13 protein-coding genes and 1 pseudogene are annotated in these 15,186 nt (G+C 70.1%); 11 read left to right on the forward strand and 3 right to left on the reverse strand.

Features of this window, described 5'->3' with window-relative positions:
* The first annotated feature begins 54 nt into the window (after nucleotides 1-54).
* Genes AC1Z3W_RS08630 through AC1Z3W_RS08640 form a run of 3 tightly spaced genes read left to right on the forward strand, consistent with a single transcriptional unit; the run spans nucleotide 55 to nucleotide 2,892 of the window.
* Entirely contained in the window at nucleotides 55-1,449 is a 1,395-nt protein-coding gene (locus tag AC1Z3W_RS08630; protein ID WP_175824622.1) for a DUF1800 domain-containing protein, read from the forward strand.
* Nucleotides 1,450-1,451: 2 nt separating this feature from the next.
* Nucleotides 1,452-2,615 (forward strand): DUF1501 domain-containing protein, encoded by a 1,164-nt coding sequence (locus AC1Z3W_RS08635; protein ID WP_483507438.1) that lies wholly within the window; start codon nucleotides 1,452-1,454, stop codon nucleotides 2,613-2,615.
* Nucleotides 2,616-2,673: 58 nt separating this feature from the next.
* Complete coding sequence (locus AC1Z3W_RS08640) at nucleotides 2,674-2,892, forward strand: YXWGXW repeat-containing protein (RefSeq protein ID WP_124832134.1); 219 nt, start codon at nucleotides 2,674-2,676, stop codon at nucleotides 2,890-2,892.
* Between the two features lie 22 nt (nucleotides 2,893-2,914).
* Here AC1Z3W_RS08640 and AC1Z3W_RS08645 read toward each other — a convergent pair whose 3' ends face one another.
* The gene (locus AC1Z3W_RS08645; RefSeq protein WP_483507439.1) at nucleotides 2,915-4,108 is read right to left on the reverse strand and encodes a tyrosine-type recombinase/integrase; all 1,194 of its coding nucleotides are present in this window, start codon (nucleotides 4,106-4,108) and stop codon (nucleotides 2,915-2,917) included.
* A 151-nt stretch (nucleotides 4,109-4,259) separates the two neighbouring features.
* Here AC1Z3W_RS08645 and AC1Z3W_RS08650 point away from each other — a divergent pair.
* Nucleotides 4,260-4,481: pseudogene (locus AC1Z3W_RS08650) on the forward strand (DUF4377 domain-containing protein); the annotation flags it as partial.
* A 25-nt stretch (nucleotides 4,482-4,506) separates the two neighbouring features.
* On the opposite strand, the gene AC1Z3W_RS08655 reads toward AC1Z3W_RS08650, so the two are convergent.
* Nucleotides 4,507-5,895 carry a DHA2 family efflux MFS transporter permease subunit gene (locus AC1Z3W_RS08655; protein WP_057925048.1) on the reverse strand — a complete coding sequence of 463 codons (1,389 nt, stop codon included), beginning with the start codon at nucleotides 5,893-5,895 and terminating at the stop codon, nucleotides 4,507-4,509.
* A 188-nt stretch (nucleotides 5,896-6,083) separates the two neighbouring features.
* On the opposite strand from AC1Z3W_RS08655, the gene AC1Z3W_RS08660 reads away from it, so the two are divergent.
* On the forward strand, nucleotides 6,084-6,953 hold the full coding sequence (locus AC1Z3W_RS08660) for a LysR family transcriptional regulator (protein WP_124832130.1): 870 nt from the start codon (nucleotides 6,084-6,086) through the stop codon (nucleotides 6,951-6,953).
* Between the two features lie 116 nt (nucleotides 6,954-7,069).
* On the opposite strand, the gene AC1Z3W_RS08665 is transcribed toward AC1Z3W_RS08660, so the two are convergent.
* Nucleotides 7,070-7,420 carry a VOC family protein gene (locus tag AC1Z3W_RS08665; RefSeq protein ID WP_057925050.1) on the reverse strand — a complete coding sequence of 117 codons (351 nt, stop codon included), beginning with the start codon at nucleotides 7,418-7,420 and terminating at the stop codon, nucleotides 7,070-7,072.
* A 259-nt stretch (nucleotides 7,421-7,679) separates the two neighbouring features.
* Here AC1Z3W_RS08665 and AC1Z3W_RS08670 point away from each other — a divergent pair, with 259 nt between their 5' ends.
* The 6 genes from AC1Z3W_RS08670 (at nucleotide 7,680) to AC1Z3W_RS08695 (ending at nucleotide 15,167) form a co-directional block, all read left to right on the forward strand.
* The gene (locus AC1Z3W_RS08670) at nucleotides 7,680-8,819 is read left to right on the forward strand and encodes an LLM class flavin-dependent oxidoreductase (protein ID WP_057925051.1); all 1,140 of its coding nucleotides are present in this window, start codon (nucleotides 7,680-7,682) and stop codon (nucleotides 8,817-8,819) included.
* 169 nt (nucleotides 8,820-8,988) lie between these two features.
* Entirely contained in the window at nucleotides 8,989-10,182 is a 1,194-nt protein-coding gene (locus AC1Z3W_RS08675) for an acyl-CoA dehydrogenase family protein (RefSeq protein ID WP_483507440.1), read from the forward strand.
* Nucleotides 10,183-10,192: 10 nt separating this feature from the next.
* The gene (locus AC1Z3W_RS08680) at nucleotides 10,193-11,950 is read left to right on the forward strand and encodes an FAD-dependent oxidoreductase (RefSeq protein ID WP_483507441.1); all 1,758 of its coding nucleotides are present in this window, start codon (nucleotides 10,193-10,195) and stop codon (nucleotides 11,948-11,950) included.
* The gene (locus AC1Z3W_RS08685) at nucleotides 11,950-12,468 is read left to right on the forward strand and encodes a flavin reductase family protein (RefSeq protein WP_124832124.1); all 519 of its coding nucleotides are present in this window, start codon (nucleotides 11,950-11,952) and stop codon (nucleotides 12,466-12,468) included. Before AC1Z3W_RS08680 ends, AC1Z3W_RS08685 begins: the two co-directional genes overlap by 1 nt.
* A 15-nt stretch (nucleotides 12,469-12,483) precedes the next feature.
* Nucleotides 12,484-13,536 (forward strand): ferredoxin--NADP reductase, encoded by a 1,053-nt coding sequence (locus AC1Z3W_RS08690; protein WP_124832122.1) that lies wholly within the window; start codon nucleotides 12,484-12,486, stop codon nucleotides 13,534-13,536.
* A 44-nt stretch (nucleotides 13,537-13,580) separates the two neighbouring features.
* A complete protein-coding gene (locus AC1Z3W_RS08695; RefSeq protein WP_057925056.1) occupies nucleotides 13,581-15,167 on the forward strand; it encodes a FadD3 family acyl-CoA ligase in 1,587 nt (528 codons plus the stop codon).
* The last annotated feature ends 19 nt before the right edge of the window (nucleotides 15,168-15,186 follow it).

A 15,186-nucleotide genomic window follows, 5' to 3' on the forward strand; every position in this document is an offset into this window, starting at 1 on the left:
GGATTTCCCGCCGGCCTCCGTTAAACACAGGTACGCATCGCGAGAGCCCCCGTCATGGACCATCCGAACGACATCTCACCGGCTGCCATCGCGCTGAACCGCTTCGGTCTCGGCGCGCGGGCCGACGAAGCGCCGCCTGCGGATCCGAAGGCGGCGCTCATCGCGCAATTCGACCGTTACGACGCACGTCCCGCCGCATGGGCCGCCGAACCGGATGCGGTTACGCTCGCAACCCGGTTCGCGAATACGCGCAACGCGATGACGAGCGACGACGCGGCGGCCAGGCGCGCGACCGCCCAGTCGATCCGTCGCGACGGCTACGATGCATATCGCAGCGCGGTCTCCGCGCGGCTCGACAGCGCGCTCACCACGCCCGCGCCGTTCGTCGAGCGGCTCGTGCATTTCTGGGCGAACCATTTCGCGGTATCGGTCGACAAGGGGCAGGTCGCCGCGTATGCCGGTGCATTCGAGCGTGATGCGATCCGTCCGCATGTGCTCGGCCGCTTCGAGGATATGCTCGTCGCCGTCGAGCAGCATCCCGCGATGCAGCTGTTTCTCGACCAGGCGCGCTCGGTCGGCCCCGACAGTCCGGCCGCGCTGCGCGCCGAAGCACGCAATCCCGCAGCGCGGCGCGGTCTCAACGAGAACCTCGCGCGCGAAATCATGGAGCTGCATACGCTCGGCGTACGCACCGGCTATACGCAGGCGGACGTGACGGAATTCGCGCGTGCGCTGACCGGCTGGAGCATCGCCGGCGGGCGCGGGCCGCAGCCCGGCGATGCGGCGCCCGGCGCGTTCGTGTTTCGCCCGAAGCTGCACGAGCCGGGCGTGCGCACGGTCATGGGACGCACCTACGACCAGCCGGGCGAAGCGCAGGCGCGCGCGATCCTGCGCGACCTCGCACGTGCGCCGGCGACGGGCCGGCATATCGCGTTCCAGTTCGCTCGCCATTTCGTCGCCGATAACCCGCCGCCCGCGCTCACCGACCGGCTCGCCCGCGCATTCGAGACGAGCGGCGGCGATTTGCCGACCGTCTATCGCGCGCTCGTCGATGCACCGGACGCATGGTCGCCGGTCAATCGCAAGTTCAAGACGCCGTGGGAGTGGGCCGTGTCGTCGCTGCGCGGGCTCGGCTGGCGCGACGCGGGCGACCTGAAGGCCGCGCCGCTGCTCGCGCAACTCGGCCAGCCGGTGTGGCGGCCCGGGTCGCCGGCTGGTTACGACGACGTCGCCGCGAGCTGGGCCGCGCCCGACGCGCTGGTGCGCCGCGTCGAGATCGCGCAGCGGCTCGCCGCACGTACTGGCGACCGGCTCGATCCGCGCACGCTCGGCAACACGCTGCTGGCCGGCTCGCTGAGTGCACCGACGGCGAGCGCGCTGTCGCGTGCCGAAAGCGCGACCACGTCGCTTGCGCTGCTGCTCGTGTCGCCCGATTTCCAACGGAGATGAACATGGCCCGATCCCTTACCCGTCGGCATTTCCTGAGCATCGCCGCGGCCGGTGCCGGGGCGATGCTCGTCGCGCCGCGCATCGTGTTCGCGAACGTCGAAACAGACCGGCGCTTCGTGTTCGTGATCCAGCGCGGCGCGGCCGACGGGCTGAACATCGTCGTCCCGTATGCGGAACCTGCGTATGCGTCGCTGCGCGGCCCGCTGGCGATCGACGCAGCGGTGGCGACACGCATCGACGGCACGTTCGCGCTGCACCCGTCGCTTGTGCAGACCGCGCAACTGGTTCGCGACAAACAGGCGCTGTTCGTCCACGCGATCGCATCGCCGTATCGCGACCGCTCGCATTTCGACGGCCAGAACGTGCTCGAGACGGGCGGGCGCGCGCCGTACCAAGTGAAGGACGGCTGGCTGAACCGGCTCGCCGCGATGTTGCCGGCGACGCGCGAGCGCGCGATCGCGTTCGCGCCGACGGTGCCGCTCGCGTTGCGCGGCGGTGTGCAGGCCGCGTCGTATGCGGCGTCCGGTTTGCCGGCCGCGCCGGACGACCTGCTCGCGCGCGTGTCGGCGCTTTACGAGGCCGACGCGCAGCTCGGGCCGCTGTGGGAATCGGCGATGGCCGCGCGCGGCCTCGCCGGCGATGCACATGCGCGTCAGGATCCGGCGGGCGTCGGCAAGCTCGCGGCGACGTTTCTCGCGCGCGACGACGGCCCGCGAATCGCGATGATCGAGACGGGCGGCTGGGACACGCATAGCGCGCAGAACCCACGGCTCGCGAACCAGTTGAAGGCGCTCGATACGATGCTCGCCGCATTGCGCGATGGTCTCGGGCCCGTGTGGCAGCAGACCACGGTGCTGGTTGCGACCGAGTTTGGCCGCACGGCCGCCGCGAACGGCACGGGCGGTACCGATCACGGGCAGGCGTCGGTCGCGATGCTGGCGGGCGGGGCGGTCGCGGGCGGTCGCGTGATCGCCGACTGGCCGGGCTTGCGGCCGGGCGACCTGTACGAAGGGCGCGACCTGAAGCCGACCGCATCGCTCGACGCGTTGATCGCGGGCGCGGCTGCCGAAAGCCTGCGACTCGATCCCGGCCGCACCGCGTCCACGCTGTTCGCGGAAAGCGGCGCGACGCGGCCGATGACCGGCCTCATTCGCGGATTCGCGTGACGCACGGCATGCGTGCGTTTGCATCCGCCAATCGATTACAGAACAGGGAGAAGTGACGATGAAGATTAGATCCGTATCGCTTGCCGTGCTGGTGACGGCGAGCGCCGCGCTGATGTCCGCATGCGTGGTCGAGCCGGCGCGGCCGCCGCAACCCGCGCCGGTCGCCGAGGTGGCGCCGCCGCCGCCCGCCCCCGGCTACCGCTGGGCCAAGGGCCATTACCGCTGGGCCGGCAACCACTGGGCGTGGGTGCCCGGGCATTGGGTGGCCGTGTATTGAAGCGGGCCGGACGGCGCGCCGCTCACCAGCCGATCCGGTGCTTCTCGTCGGTTTCGCTGTGCCGCCAGTCGTCGTCCGCATGCAGATACTGGCTGGTGGTCGTCAGCGATACGTGTCCGAGGTTGTCGCGCACGAGCCGCAGGTCGACGCGGCCGTCGGCCATGTGCGAGCCCGCACTGTGGCGCAGCCAGTGCGCGGATGCCTGCTCGAGCACGCGTGCCTGTTCCTCGCCGGCATCCCCTTGCGCGCGCAACCGGTCAGCCGCGAACCGGAACACCTGCTTCACGATCCGGTGCAGCGCGGCGCGCGTGAGCGGCTTGCGCGTGTGACCGATCGGCAGCACGAGCGGCGTGTCCTCGCCGTCGGCGGGCAGCGCGGGCAGGCCGTGCGTGCGCCGGTAGCGCGCGAGCTCGGCCATCATTTCGGTGGTAGCCGGCACGAGCCGCTGCCTGCCGCCTTTGCCGGTCACGTCGAGCCACCAGCGGTCGCGTCCGTTCGCGTCGCGCCGCGCAAAGAATTGCCCCATCGTCGTATCGGCTGCCTCGGTGATGCGCAGCCCGCCGAGATACAGCAGCGTGAAGACCCAGCGCGCGCGATCCGCATGGAAGGAGGCGCGCGCATCGTCGCGCGGCATCGCGGCGATCGCGTCCTTGACTGCTTGCCACAGCGGCGGCCCGAGATGGCGCGTGACGCGCGGCGCGGGCCGCCGTTGCCGCTGCCGCGACAGCGCGAGCGGATTGCCGGCCAGATAGCCGGCCTGCACGAGCCACGAGAACATCACGTTCAGGATCACCATCGCCTGCCGCTGGCTGGCCGCCGACAGCGGCCCGTAGAACGGCCGCCAGCGCGGGTCGCCGCGCGGATGCTTGCGGCCGCCGTTCGCGCACCACACGTCGGCCGGCGCGGGCGCGAGCAGGAATTGCCGGTATACGACGAGATCCTCGTGCGTGAGCGACGACAGCGGCTTGCCGCATGCGATTACGGCCCACAGCAGCAGGCGCTCGGCTTCCTTGCGGTAGTTCTGGAACGTGGTGGGCGTATCGACGAAGCGCGCGAGCCATGCGCGCACGGCGTCGAGATCATGGGTCGCGGCGATCTGCGGATGCGCGCTGGTCGAGCGGTTCGTGCCCGCGCGTCCGTCGAGCGCGGCCGGCACGGTCAGCGCATCGATCGGCTGCGGCCGCAGCGCGGCGTCGGACGGAACGGGTGAGGTCATGCGAACAGGGGGCGCCGCTCGCCCGTGGCCAGGCGGGCACAGGCGACGCGGCGAAGCATACGAGTACGAGGAAGCGCCGATGGTAATACACGATCGGTACGCGGTGAAGCGCGCGCCGAGCGGTGCAATTTCGTGCGCGGTGTCTTTGCCGGCGCGCAGCACGGGCGTCGCGCCGATGGACTGCCTGCAGGTGCGCAGCAGTCCGGCCGAGCCGTGGAGCCCGTGGTACACGGGCATCGAGGGCTTTGCGTACCAGCCCGGCTATCAATATGTGCTGGAAGTCGACGAGTACCGTGTCGCACAACCCCCGGCCGACGGTTCGTCGATCCGCTGGGTGCTCAAGCGCGTCGTCGAGCGCCGCCAGGTGAACTGACGGCCGCGCCTGCCCGCGGCGCCGCTTACGCGGACGGTCGCGGCGCGACCGGTCTCGGCGGCGCGGCGGTATCGATCCGGCGGAACACGACGGACGACAGCAGCGTGACCGAGCCCATGCAGACGAACGACAGCATGAAGCCGTTTGCCATCGAGCCCCAATGCGCGGCGAACAGGTTCACGAGCCCGCCGCCGATCGACACGCCGAGCCCCATCGCCAGCATCTGCATCATCGTGAACAGGCTGTTGCCGCTGCCGGCGTCGGCATGCGACAGCCCCTTGAGCGTGACGGCGTTCATCGCGGCGAACTGCATCGAGTTCGCGGCGCCGAACACGATCAGCAACGCAATCTCCAGCGCCGGTGCGGGCCGCGCCGATACCAGCGCGAACCCCGCGATCGCGCAGCCGACGATCCCCGTGTTCACGACCAGGAACGTCGCATAGCCGAAGCGCTTCGCGAGCGGCGCGATCCAGCGTTTCGCGATCACGCCGGCGATCGCGGCCGGCAGCATCATCATCCCCGACTGCAACGGCGTATAGCCGAGCTGCACCTGCATCAGCAGCGGCAGCATGAACGGCACGGCGCTCGTGCCGATCCGGCACAGCAGGTTGCCGAGCAGCCCCGAGCCGAAGTTTGGCTCGCGGAACAGCCCGAGCCGGAACAGCGGCTGCGCGCGGCGCCGTGCGTGGGGCAGGTACGCGAGCGCGCTCGCCACGCCGAGCACGGCCAGCCCGATCGCCCAGCCGGTGCGGTGTGCGGGCATTGGCGGATCGATCGCGAGCGACAGCGCGATCATCGCGACCGACAGCAGCGCGCAGCCGACGAAGTCGAACGGCGGCGGCTGGGTCGCCTGGTCGTGCGGCAGAAAGCGCTGCACCGCGAGGAAGCCGACCACACCGACGGGCACGTTGACGATGAACACCCAGTGCCAGGAAATCGCCTGCGTGAGCCAGCCGCCGAGCGTCGGCCCGACGATCGGGCCGAGCTGCCCGGCGATCGACACGAACGCGATCGCCGCGACGTACCGTTCGCCCGGCACGCGACGCAACACCGCGAGCCGCCCGATCGGCAGCAGCATCGAGCCGCCGATGCCCTGCACGGCGCGCGCGACGACGAGCTGGCCGAGCGTGTGCGACGCGGCACAGCCGATCGACGCGAGCGAGAACACCAGGATGGCGACAGAGAACACGCGGCGCGTGCCGAACCGGTCGGCGAGCCAGCCGGACGCCGGTGTGAGCATCGCCATCGTCAGCGTGTAGACGACCACGATCGGCTGCATCGCGAGCGGCGACGCATGCAGGCTTTGTGCGATCGACGGCAGTGCGGTATTGACGATCGTCGTGTCGAGCGACTGCATGAAGAACGCGGCGGCGACGATCCACAGCAGCGCGGAGTGTGAGGGTTCGCGGGACATGACGAAGTTGGCGGTGCGGCGACCGGCGAGGGCGACGTGACGGGCGACGCGGCCCGGCTCGGTTCGGTTCGGCAGGCTCGCGCCGGCGTACGGCCGGTCTACAAGCGTTGATGGTACCGATTCCGGTAGTCATCGGGAAGCCGACTTAAGGCATTGACTGTCATCGGAATTGCCGATGACAATGCGGGATGCTCAATCCCGTCTGGCTCAAGACGTTCGCGACCGTCACGAATTGCCGCAGCTTCACCGAAGCGGGCCGGCAGCTCGGGCTCAACCAGTCGAGCGTCAGCGAACACATCCGTCGTCTCGAAGAGAGCGTCGGCCGGCGGCTGTTCGTGCGCGACACCCATTCGATCGCGATGACGGCCGACGGCGAGGCGCTGCTCGTGCATGCGAACGTGATCCTGCAGGCGCTGAACCGCGCCGAATCGCAGTTCCGCAAGCCGCGGCTGCAGGGCCGCGTGCGGCTCGGCGCATCGGACGATCTCGCGCTGGTCGCGCTGCCGGACGTGCTCGCGGCGTTTCGCACCGCGCACCCCGACGTCGCGCTGGAGATCACGACCGGCATGACCAGCCGGCTCTACGAACTGATGGATGCGGGCGCGCTCGACCTGATGGTCGGCAAGCGGCGGCTCGGCGAGCGGCGCGGCACGCCGCTGTTGCGCGCACGGCTCGAATGGGTCGCGCGGCCGGGCACCGTCGTAGACCTGGAAAGGCCGCTGCCGCTCGTGCTGGTCGCCGAGCCGAGCGTCACGCGCGCGGTCGTGCTGAACGCGCTCGCGGAGAAGGGGATCGGCTGGGAAGTCGTGTGTTCGAGCAGCAGCCAGCCGGGCTGCATCGCGGCCGCGCGGGCCGGGCTCGGGCTCACCGCGACGTCGCAGTACCTGTCGGCGCGCGGCCTGGCGCCGCCGGTAAACGGCGACGGGCTGCCCGCGCTACCCGACGTCGAGTTCATCGCGCTCGCCGCGAAGCGGCTCAGCCAGCCGGCCGGCACGCTGCTCGAGCTGCTGGAAACCAGCGACCTGCGCGCACCCGGCGTGGTCGATCGAAGCGCGTAGCGTCGCGCACCACTGCGCACTGCGTTACCCGACAGCCCCGCTATCAGCCTATATTCGTGCGGCTGCCGGCCGGGCCGCACGCCGCATGTCACGCGCCGCACGCCGCACGTCGCGCCTCATGCCGCGCGTTTCTGCGAAATCACTAGCAGCGCGCCGTTCCTGTCCTCCAGCACCGCGCGGTATTCGTGCGGCCCGGCCTGCACCGGCACGCGCACCGACGCGCCGGCCTTCACGACCCGCGCCATCGCCGCGTAAAGATCGTCGTCCTCGTCCACACGCAGCGTGAGCGCCGCGCGCTCGACGATCTGCTCGTCGCCGGCCACCAGCGCGATCGTCAGCGGGCCGCCGTCGAGCGCGCAGTAGCGGTCGCCGTCGCGAAACTTCACGTTCAGGCCCAGTCCGTCGACGAACAGCGGCAGGGCCGTGTCGATGTCGTCGACCGGATACAGCAGCATCGATACCTTCATTCCCTCTCTCCCTTGTCGTGATGTGACCGGCACGCACCGCACCGTCGTCCGATGCTAGCGCGCGGTGCCGGCCGCCACGCAGTCCGATCGGATGACGGTGAAACCCCTCTGTCCCCGCAGGCGGGCCGTTACTCCAAACAGACGATGCCCGTGCCGGCCCGCGCGCCGACACTCCCATCCGTGGACCGTCGCTATTCGTCCGTATCGTGCGGGCGGCTGCACGACCCCGACTCGTCCAACATACATGGAGACGCACGCAATGAAGTTTTCCCTCATCTACGAAGCCCAGACCACCGACGCATCGCGCGAGGGCGACCACCGGGTGTTCCAGGAGACGGTCGAGCAGGCGCTGCTGGCCGAGCAGGTCGGCTTCGACACGATCTGGTGCGTGGAGCACACGTCGCTGACCCACTATGCGCACATGAGCGCGCCGGAAACCTTCCTTGCGTACCTGGCCGGCCGTACGACGCGCATCGGCCTCGGTCACGGCGTCGTGTGCCTGCCGCCGGCGATGAACCATCCGATCAAGGTCGCCGAGCGCGTCGCGCTGCTCGACATCCTGTCGGGCGGCCGCGTGCATTTCGGTGTCGGCAAGGGCGGCAGCCAGCAGGAGGCGGGCGCGTTCGGCTACGACCTCAACGAACTGCAGCCGATGATCGACGAGTCGATGTACCTGGTGCCGAAGATGTTCGTGCAGGACGAGATCGAGCACGACGGCAAGTACATCAAGATTCCGAAGCGTCCGATCCACCCGAAGCCGATGCAGGATCCGCATCCGCCGATGTACCTCGCGTGCACGAACACCGATGCGCTGCTGCGCGCAGGACAGCGCGGGATGGGCGCGCTGGTGCTCGGTTTCGGCGGCCCGGACGAAGTCGCGAAGAAGAACGCGGTGTATCGCGAAGCGTGGGCGAACCGCAAGCCGGAAGACCAGGTCGGCTTCCGCCCGACCCGGCACCTCGCGGCGCTGTGCCCGACGGTCGTGATGGCCGACGGCCAGAAGGCCCGCAAGATCGGCATCCGCGGCCAGCGCTACTTCATGGAGTCGCTCGCGTACTGGTACACGGGCGGCGAGCGTCCGGACCCGGCGAAGTGGGGCGACGACCTCGTGCAGGCCGATACCGGCGAGATGGTGATCCGTTCGCGCTTCGCGTCGGAGGAAGTCGTCGTGAACTTCGCCGATCCGGCGCTCGCGATGATGAACCCGAACCACGCGTACGGCACGGTCGACGACTGCATCGGCTACGTGGGCCGCCTGCAGGAAGCGGGTGTCGACGAAGTGCTGTTCCTCTGCCAGATGGGCACGGTGCCGCACGACGCGCAGATGGAGACGATCCGCAACATCGGCGAGCACGTGATCCCGTTCTTCAACAAGGAAAAGGAACGCGCCTGCGCATGAGGCGGGCAGGGCCGCGCCGCGCCCGTCGTCCCTTCGGACGATGCGGCGCACCCGCGCGAGCCCGACCATCGGCAACTGGAACCCTCGCTCGCGGCGCCGGCCGCGACGAACCACATAGAGAGACCGGGGTGGGCGCCGTCGCGCGCGCTCCGTATCACAGGAGACATTCGTGCATCGCGACAACGATTCGAACGCACTGGCCGCCACGCTGATCGCCCGGGCCGAGGCGCTTGCGCCGACGCTCGCCGGCCGCGCCGCGCAGGCGGAAGCGCAGGGCCGCATCCCGGCCGAGACGATCGCCGACATGCAGGCCGCCGGCTTCTTCAAGGTGCTGCAGCCGAAGCGCTACGGCGGCTACGAACTCGATCCGCAGGCCTTTTTCGACATCCAGATGGCGCTCGCGCGCGGCTGTATGTCGACTGCGTGGGTGTACGGCGTCGTCGGCGTGCACAACTGGCAGCTCGCGCTGTTCGACGCACGCGCGCAGCAGGACGTATGGGGCAAGGATCCGGCAACGCTGATCGCGTCGACCTACATGCCGGTCGGCCGCGTGACGCCGGTCGACTGCGGCTTCCGCCTGTCCGGCCACTGGAAGTTCTCGAGCGGCAGCGAACTGTGCGAATGGGTGTTCCTCGGCGCACTGGTGCCGCCGGCCGTTGCCGGCCAGCCGCCCGAATACCGCACCTTCCTGCTGCCCAAATCCGACTACCGGATCCAGCAGGACTGGGACGTGCTCGGCTTGCGCGCGACCGGCAGCCACGACATCGTCGTCGACGACGTGTTCGTGCCCGCGTATCGCACGCACAAGGCGATCGACGGGATGATGGGCACGAGCCCGGGCCTGGCCGTCAACGATGCGCCGCTGTTCAGGCTGCCGTTCGCGCAGATCTTCGTGCGCGCGGTGTGCACGTCGTGCATCGGCGCGCTGCAGGGCGCGCTCGACGATTTCACCGGTTATGCGGCCACGCGCGTGTCGGCCAACAGCGGTGCGAAGACGACCGACGATCCGGGCGCGCAGAACGCGTGCGCGAACGCGGCCGTCGCGATCGACGAGATGACGGTGCTGCTCAAGCGCAATTTCGCGGAACTGATGGCGTCCGTCACGGGCGGCCCGGCCGTGTCGATCGAGCGTCGCGTGCATTTCCGCTATCAGTCGGCGCAGGTCGCCGAACGCTGCGCACAGGCCGCGAACGCGCTTCTGCGCAATGCGGGCGGCAACGGCATCTATCACCGCAATCCGCTGGTGCGCCGCTTCCTTGATCTGCACGCGGCCCGCGCGCACTACGCGAACAACGTGGACCGCTTCGGCCAGAACCTCGGCGCCGTGATGCTCGGCCGCGAGAACACGGACTACTTCATCTGACGAGGCCGCGATGAACGACACGCAAGCACAGCAATACGTGTTCGACGTCGTGGTCGTCGGCTCGGGCGCGGGCGCGCTGCTCGCGGCGTGCCGCGCGGCCGACCGCGGGCTGTCCGTCGTCGTGATCGAGAAGACGACGCTGTACGGCGGCACGTCGGCGGTCTCGGGCGGCGGCATCTGGATACCGTGCAACCACCATATCGCGGAACTCGGCGCGACCGATACGCGCGAGGCCGCGCGCCGCTATCTCGACGCGTGCACGGCCGGCGCATCGTCGCGCGAGCGGCTCGACGCGTATCTCGACCAGGCGCCCGAGATGCTGCGCTACCTCGAGGCGAAGACGCCGGTGCGCTACCAGGCGCTGCCGAAGTACGCCGACTATTTCCAGAAGCTGCCGGGCGCGATGCCGGGCTATCGCGCACTCGATCCGTTGCCGTTCGACGGCGCGCTGCTCGGTGACGAGTTCGACCGGCTGCGGCCGCCGTCGCCCGGCACGCTGATCGGCGGCCGCGTGGCCGTGACGTCGAAGGAGGCGCATACGCTGTTCTCGCGCGGGCCGGGCTTCATGAGGCTCGCGATTGCCCAGTTCGGCCGCTACTGGCTCGATCTCGGGGTGCGCCGCCGCACGCGGCGCGACCGGCGCCTGACGCTCGGCAACGCGCTGATCGGCGGGCTGCGCCGCGCATTGCTCGATCGCAACGTGCCGGTCTGGCTCGACACGCCGATGCGCGACCTGCTCGATGTCGGCGGCCGCGTGACGGGTGTGCGTGCGCAGCGCTTCGGGCAGCCGGTGACGATCGTCGCGCGGCGCGGCGTGATCCTCGGCGCGGGCGGTTTCGAGCGCAACCAACCGATGCGCGAACGCTACCTGCCGCAGCCGACGCAGATGCAATGGAGCGCGACACCGCCGGCCAACACCGGCGACGCGATCGCCGAAGGCCATCGGCTCGGTGGCGCGCTCGCGCTGATGGAGCACGTGTGGGGCGCGCCGACGGTCGGCGTCGCGGGGGAGGAGAAGCAGCGCGCGCTGTTCGTCGAGCGCAACCTGCCGGGCTGCGTGATCGTCAACGGTCTCGGCAAGCGCTTCGTCAACGAAGCCGTGCCGTATTCGGAATTCGTGCCGGCGATGTATCGCGACCATGCGCGCACCGGCGCGTGCGTGCCGGCGTGGATGGTGTTCGACGCGCGCTTTCGCCGCAAGTATCCGTGCGGGCCGATCATGCCGGCGTCGATGATGCCCGATGCGCGGATTCCGCACGCGTTTCGCGACGTGCTCGTGAAGGCCGACACGATCGATGCGCTCGCCGCGCGGATCGGCGTCGATGCGGCCGGGCTGCGCGACACGCTGCGCGACATGGCGCGTTACGCGGCGACCGGCATCGACGAAGCGTTCGGCAAGGGCGACAACCTGTTCGACACGTACTACGGCGATCCGCGCAACGCGCCGAATCCGTGCCTCGGGCCGGTCGACGAGGCGCCGTTCTACGCGGTGCGGATCGACGCGGGCGACATCGGCACGAAGGGCGGGCTCGTCACCGACGCGCAGGCGCGCGTGCTGCGCGCCGACGGCGCGCCGGTCGACGGCCTCTACGCAATCGGCAACACCAGTGCATCGGTGATGGGCGCGAGCTACCCCGGCGCAGGCTCGACGCTCGGTCCGGCGATGACCTTCGGGTTCATCGCCGCCGACCACCTGGCCGCGCAAGCGGCCGACGCCGGCGGCCGGCCAGCCCGGCCATCCACGACTGAACTTGACGGAGTCCAATGATGAGCGATCTCACCACCCATCCGCTGCGCACCGACATGCTGCTCGCGATGCGCCGCCTCGCGCGCTCCGTCACGGTCATCAGCAGCGCGTACGACGGCCGGCGCTACTCGATGTCCGCGACGGCGGTCGATTCGCTGTCGACCGATCCGCCGTCGCTGCTGATCTGCATCAACCGCAGCGCATCGCTGTATCCGCCGCTCGACGCGGGCGCGTCGTTCTGCGTGAACGTGCTGTCCGCACGCCATGAAGGCATCGCGATCGACTGCAGCGGCCGCCTGAAGGGCGAGGCGCGCTTCACGACCGGCGACTGGCACACGTCGCCGCTCGGCGTCCCGTATCTGCACGACTCGCAGGCGAGCCTCGTGTGCGAGCAGGACGGCCGCTTCGAATACGGCACGCATACGGTGTTCATCGGGCGCATTCGCGAGGTGCTGATGAGCGGCGATGTCGACCCGCTCGTCTATCTCGACGGCGCGTACACGACGCCCGGTGCGCCGGCGGCGCGCGTGGCCGCATGACGTGAGGAATCTGCGATGAGCGATTCGCGCTTCCACCGGCTGACCGTTGCCGACGTCATCGCCGAAAGCGACGACGCGTACTCGTTCGTGTTCGACGTACCCGCCGCGTTGCGCGATGCGTTCGCATACCGGCCCGGCCAGTTCCTGACGCTGAACGTGCCGTGCGCGGACGCGACCGTCGCGCGCTGCTACTCGCTGTCGAGCGCGCCGGGCATCGACGCGGCGCCGAAGATCACCGTCAAGCGCGTGCGCGACGGCCGCGCGTCGAACTGGCTGTGCGACCGCATCCATGCGGGCGATGCGCTCGACGTGCTGCCGCCGGCTGGCGTCTTCACGCCGCGCACGCTCGATGGCGACCTGCTGCTGTTCGCGGGCGGCAGCGGCATCACGCCGGTGCTGTCGATCCTGAAATCGGCGCTCGTGCACGGACGCGGGATGCTGACGCTGATTTATGCGAACCGCGACGAGCGCTCGGTGATTTTCCGCGACGAACTGCAGCAGCTCGCGCACCGACATCCGGGCCGCCTGCGCGTGATCCACTGGCTCGACAGCGTGCAGGGCGTGCCGCAGCAGCGGCATCTCGAAGAGCTCGCGCGGCCGTTCAGCCAGCAGGAGACGTTCATCTGCGGGCCCGCGCTGTTCATGGAGAACGCGCTCGCCGCGATGCTCGGCCTCGGGCTGCCGCGTGCGCGCGTGCACGTCGAGCGCTTCGCGTCGCTGCCCGATGCGCCGAAGCAGGCCGCTCCGGCGGCATCGGCTGCGACGGCCGGAACGGCCGCCGCGGCCGGAGACGGCGCGGCGATCGAGACGGTGCTGGACGGTGAGGCGTTCGCGTTCGACAGCGCGCCCGGCGAAACGCTGCTCGACGCGATGCTGCGCGCCGGCCTGCCCGCGCCGAATTCCTGCCGGATGGGGCAGTGTGGTGCGTGCATGTGCCGCGTCGAACGCGGCGAAGTGGCACTCGACGGCAACCACGTGCTCGACGACGACGAGATCGCGGCCGGCTGGACGCTCGCGTGCTGTGCGCGGCCCGCGAGCGACGCGCTGCGCGTGGTGTTTCCCGATTGAGCCGCGGCGCCTGCGGCGCGCGCGGCAACCCTGTTGCGATGCACATGACGATGGACAACGAAATCCTCACCACGCCCGCGCTGATCGCGCGGGCTGCCGCGCGCCACGGTGCGCATCCGGCAATCGAGTCGGAGCATGGCCGGCTGACCTATGCGGAACTCGATGCGGCCCGCATCGAAGCGGCGCGCGCGCTGCTTGCGAGCGGCATCGACGCCGGCGACCGCATCGCCGTCTGGGCACCGAACCTGCCGCAATGGATCGTCGCGGCGCTCGCGATCCACACCGTCGGCGCGATCCTCGTGCCGGTCAACACGCGGATGAAAGGAATGGAGGTCGGCGGCATCCTGCACGACGGCGGCGCGCGGCTGCTGTTCTGCTGCGGCACCTTCCTCGGCGAATCGTATCCGGCGATGCTCGCGCCGCACCGGCCCGCGACGCTCGAACGCGTCGTCGTGTTCGACGGCGAGCCACCGTCCGGCGCGCGCGACGAGACCTGGAACGCGTTCCTCGCGCGCGGCGCGGCGGTGCCGCTCGATGCGGTGCGCGAGCGCGAGGCGCAGGTGACACCCGACACCGTGATGGACCTGATGTTCACGTCCGGTACGACCGGCCGCCCGAAGGGCGTGATGACCGCGCACGGGCAGAACCTGCGGGCCGCGCAGGCATGGGCGACGATCGCCGGCGTGCGCCGGGACGACCGCTACCTGATCGTCAATCCGTTCTTCCATACGTTCGGCTACAAGGCCGGCTGGCTCGCCGCGCTGTCGAGCGGCGCGACCGTGCTGCCGCATCTTGTGTTCCAGCCGGCCGACGTATTGCGGCGCGTCGCCGACGAGCGCGTGTCGGTGCTGCCCGGCCCGCCGACGCTGTACTACGCGCTGCTCGATGCGCCAGATCGCGCGGCGCGCGACCTGTCGTCGCTGCGGATCGCGGTGACGGGCGCGGCCGCGATCGCGCCGAGCCTGATCGAGCGGATGCGCACGGAACTCGGCTTCGAGACGGTACTGACCGGCTACGGGCTGACCGAATCGTGCGGCTTCGCGACGCTGTGCCGGCACGGCGACGACGCCGAGACGGTCGCCTGCACGTCGGGCCGGCCGATGCCGGACGTCGAGCTGCGCATCGCGGGGTCGGACGGCGCGGCGCTCGGGCCGGACGAAACCGGCGAGATCTGGGTGCGCGGCTACAACGTAATGCGCGGCTACTTCAACCAGCCGGACGCGACGCGCGAAACCGTCGATGCGCAAGGCTGGCTGCATACGGGCGACCTCGGCTGCGTCGATGCGAGCGGCAACCTGAAGATCACCGACCGGATCAAGGACATGTTCATCGTCGGCGGCTTCAACTGCTATCCGGCCGAGATCGAGCGGCTGCTGACCGCGCATCCGGCGATCGCGCAGGTCGCGCTGGTCGGCGTGCCCGATATGCGGCTCGGCGAAGTCGGCCATGCGTATGTCGTGTTGCGTCCCGGCGCGCACGTCGACGCCGGTGCACTGAACGACTGGGCGCGCGGCAACATGGCGAACTACAAGGTGCCGCGGTATTTCACGTTCGTCGAGCAATTGCCGACGAGTGCGGCCGGGAAGGTGCTGAAGTACCGGCTGCGCGCGGGCGCCGACGCGGCGGCCTGAGCGCGTCGCACGACATCAC

Source organism: Burkholderia sp. 10_S31 (genome assembly GCF_056930375.1).

Bases quoted from the DNA above. Each gene is read 5' to 3' on its own strand.
- AC1Z3W_RS08655 (WP_057925048.1), bottom strand. From the start codon at position 5,895: ATGTCCCGCGAACCCTCACACTCCGCGCTGCTGTGGATCGTCGCCGCC.
- AC1Z3W_RS08635 (WP_483507438.1), top strand. From the start codon at position 1,452: ATGGCCCGATCCCTTACCCGTCGGCATTTCCTGAGCATCGCCGCGGCC.
- AC1Z3W_RS08685 (WP_124832124.1), top strand. From the start codon at position 11,950: ATGAGCGATCTCACCACCCATCCGCTGCGCACCGACATGCTGCTCGCG.
- AC1Z3W_RS08640 (WP_124832134.1), top strand. From the start codon at position 2,674: ATGAAGATTAGATCCGTATCGCTTGCCGTGCTGGTGACGGCGAGCGCC.
- AC1Z3W_RS08680 (WP_483507441.1), top strand. From the start codon at position 10,193: ATGAACGACACGCAAGCACAGCAATACGTGTTCGACGTCGTGGTCGTC.
- AC1Z3W_RS08660 (WP_124832130.1), top strand. From the start codon at position 6,084: ATGCTCAATCCCGTCTGGCTCAAGACGTTCGCGACCGTCACGAATTGC.
- AC1Z3W_RS08670 (WP_057925051.1), top strand. From the start codon at position 7,680: ATGAAGTTTTCCCTCATCTACGAAGCCCAGACCACCGACGCATCGCGC.
- AC1Z3W_RS08665 (WP_057925050.1), bottom strand. From the start codon at position 7,420: ATGAAGGTATCGATGCTGCTGTATCCGGTCGACGACATCGACACGGCC.
- AC1Z3W_RS08645 (WP_483507439.1), bottom strand. From the start codon at position 4,108: ATGACCTCACCCGTTCCGTCCGACGCCGCGCTGCGGCCGCAGCCGATC.
- AC1Z3W_RS08695 (WP_057925056.1), top strand. From the start codon at position 13,581: ATGACGATGGACAACGAAATCCTCACCACGCCCGCGCTGATCGCGCGG.
- AC1Z3W_RS08630 (WP_175824622.1), top strand. From the start codon at position 55: ATGGACCATCCGAACGACATCTCACCGGCTGCCATCGCGCTGAACCGC.
- AC1Z3W_RS08690 (WP_124832122.1), top strand. From the start codon at position 12,484: ATGAGCGATTCGCGCTTCCACCGGCTGACCGTTGCCGACGTCATCGCC.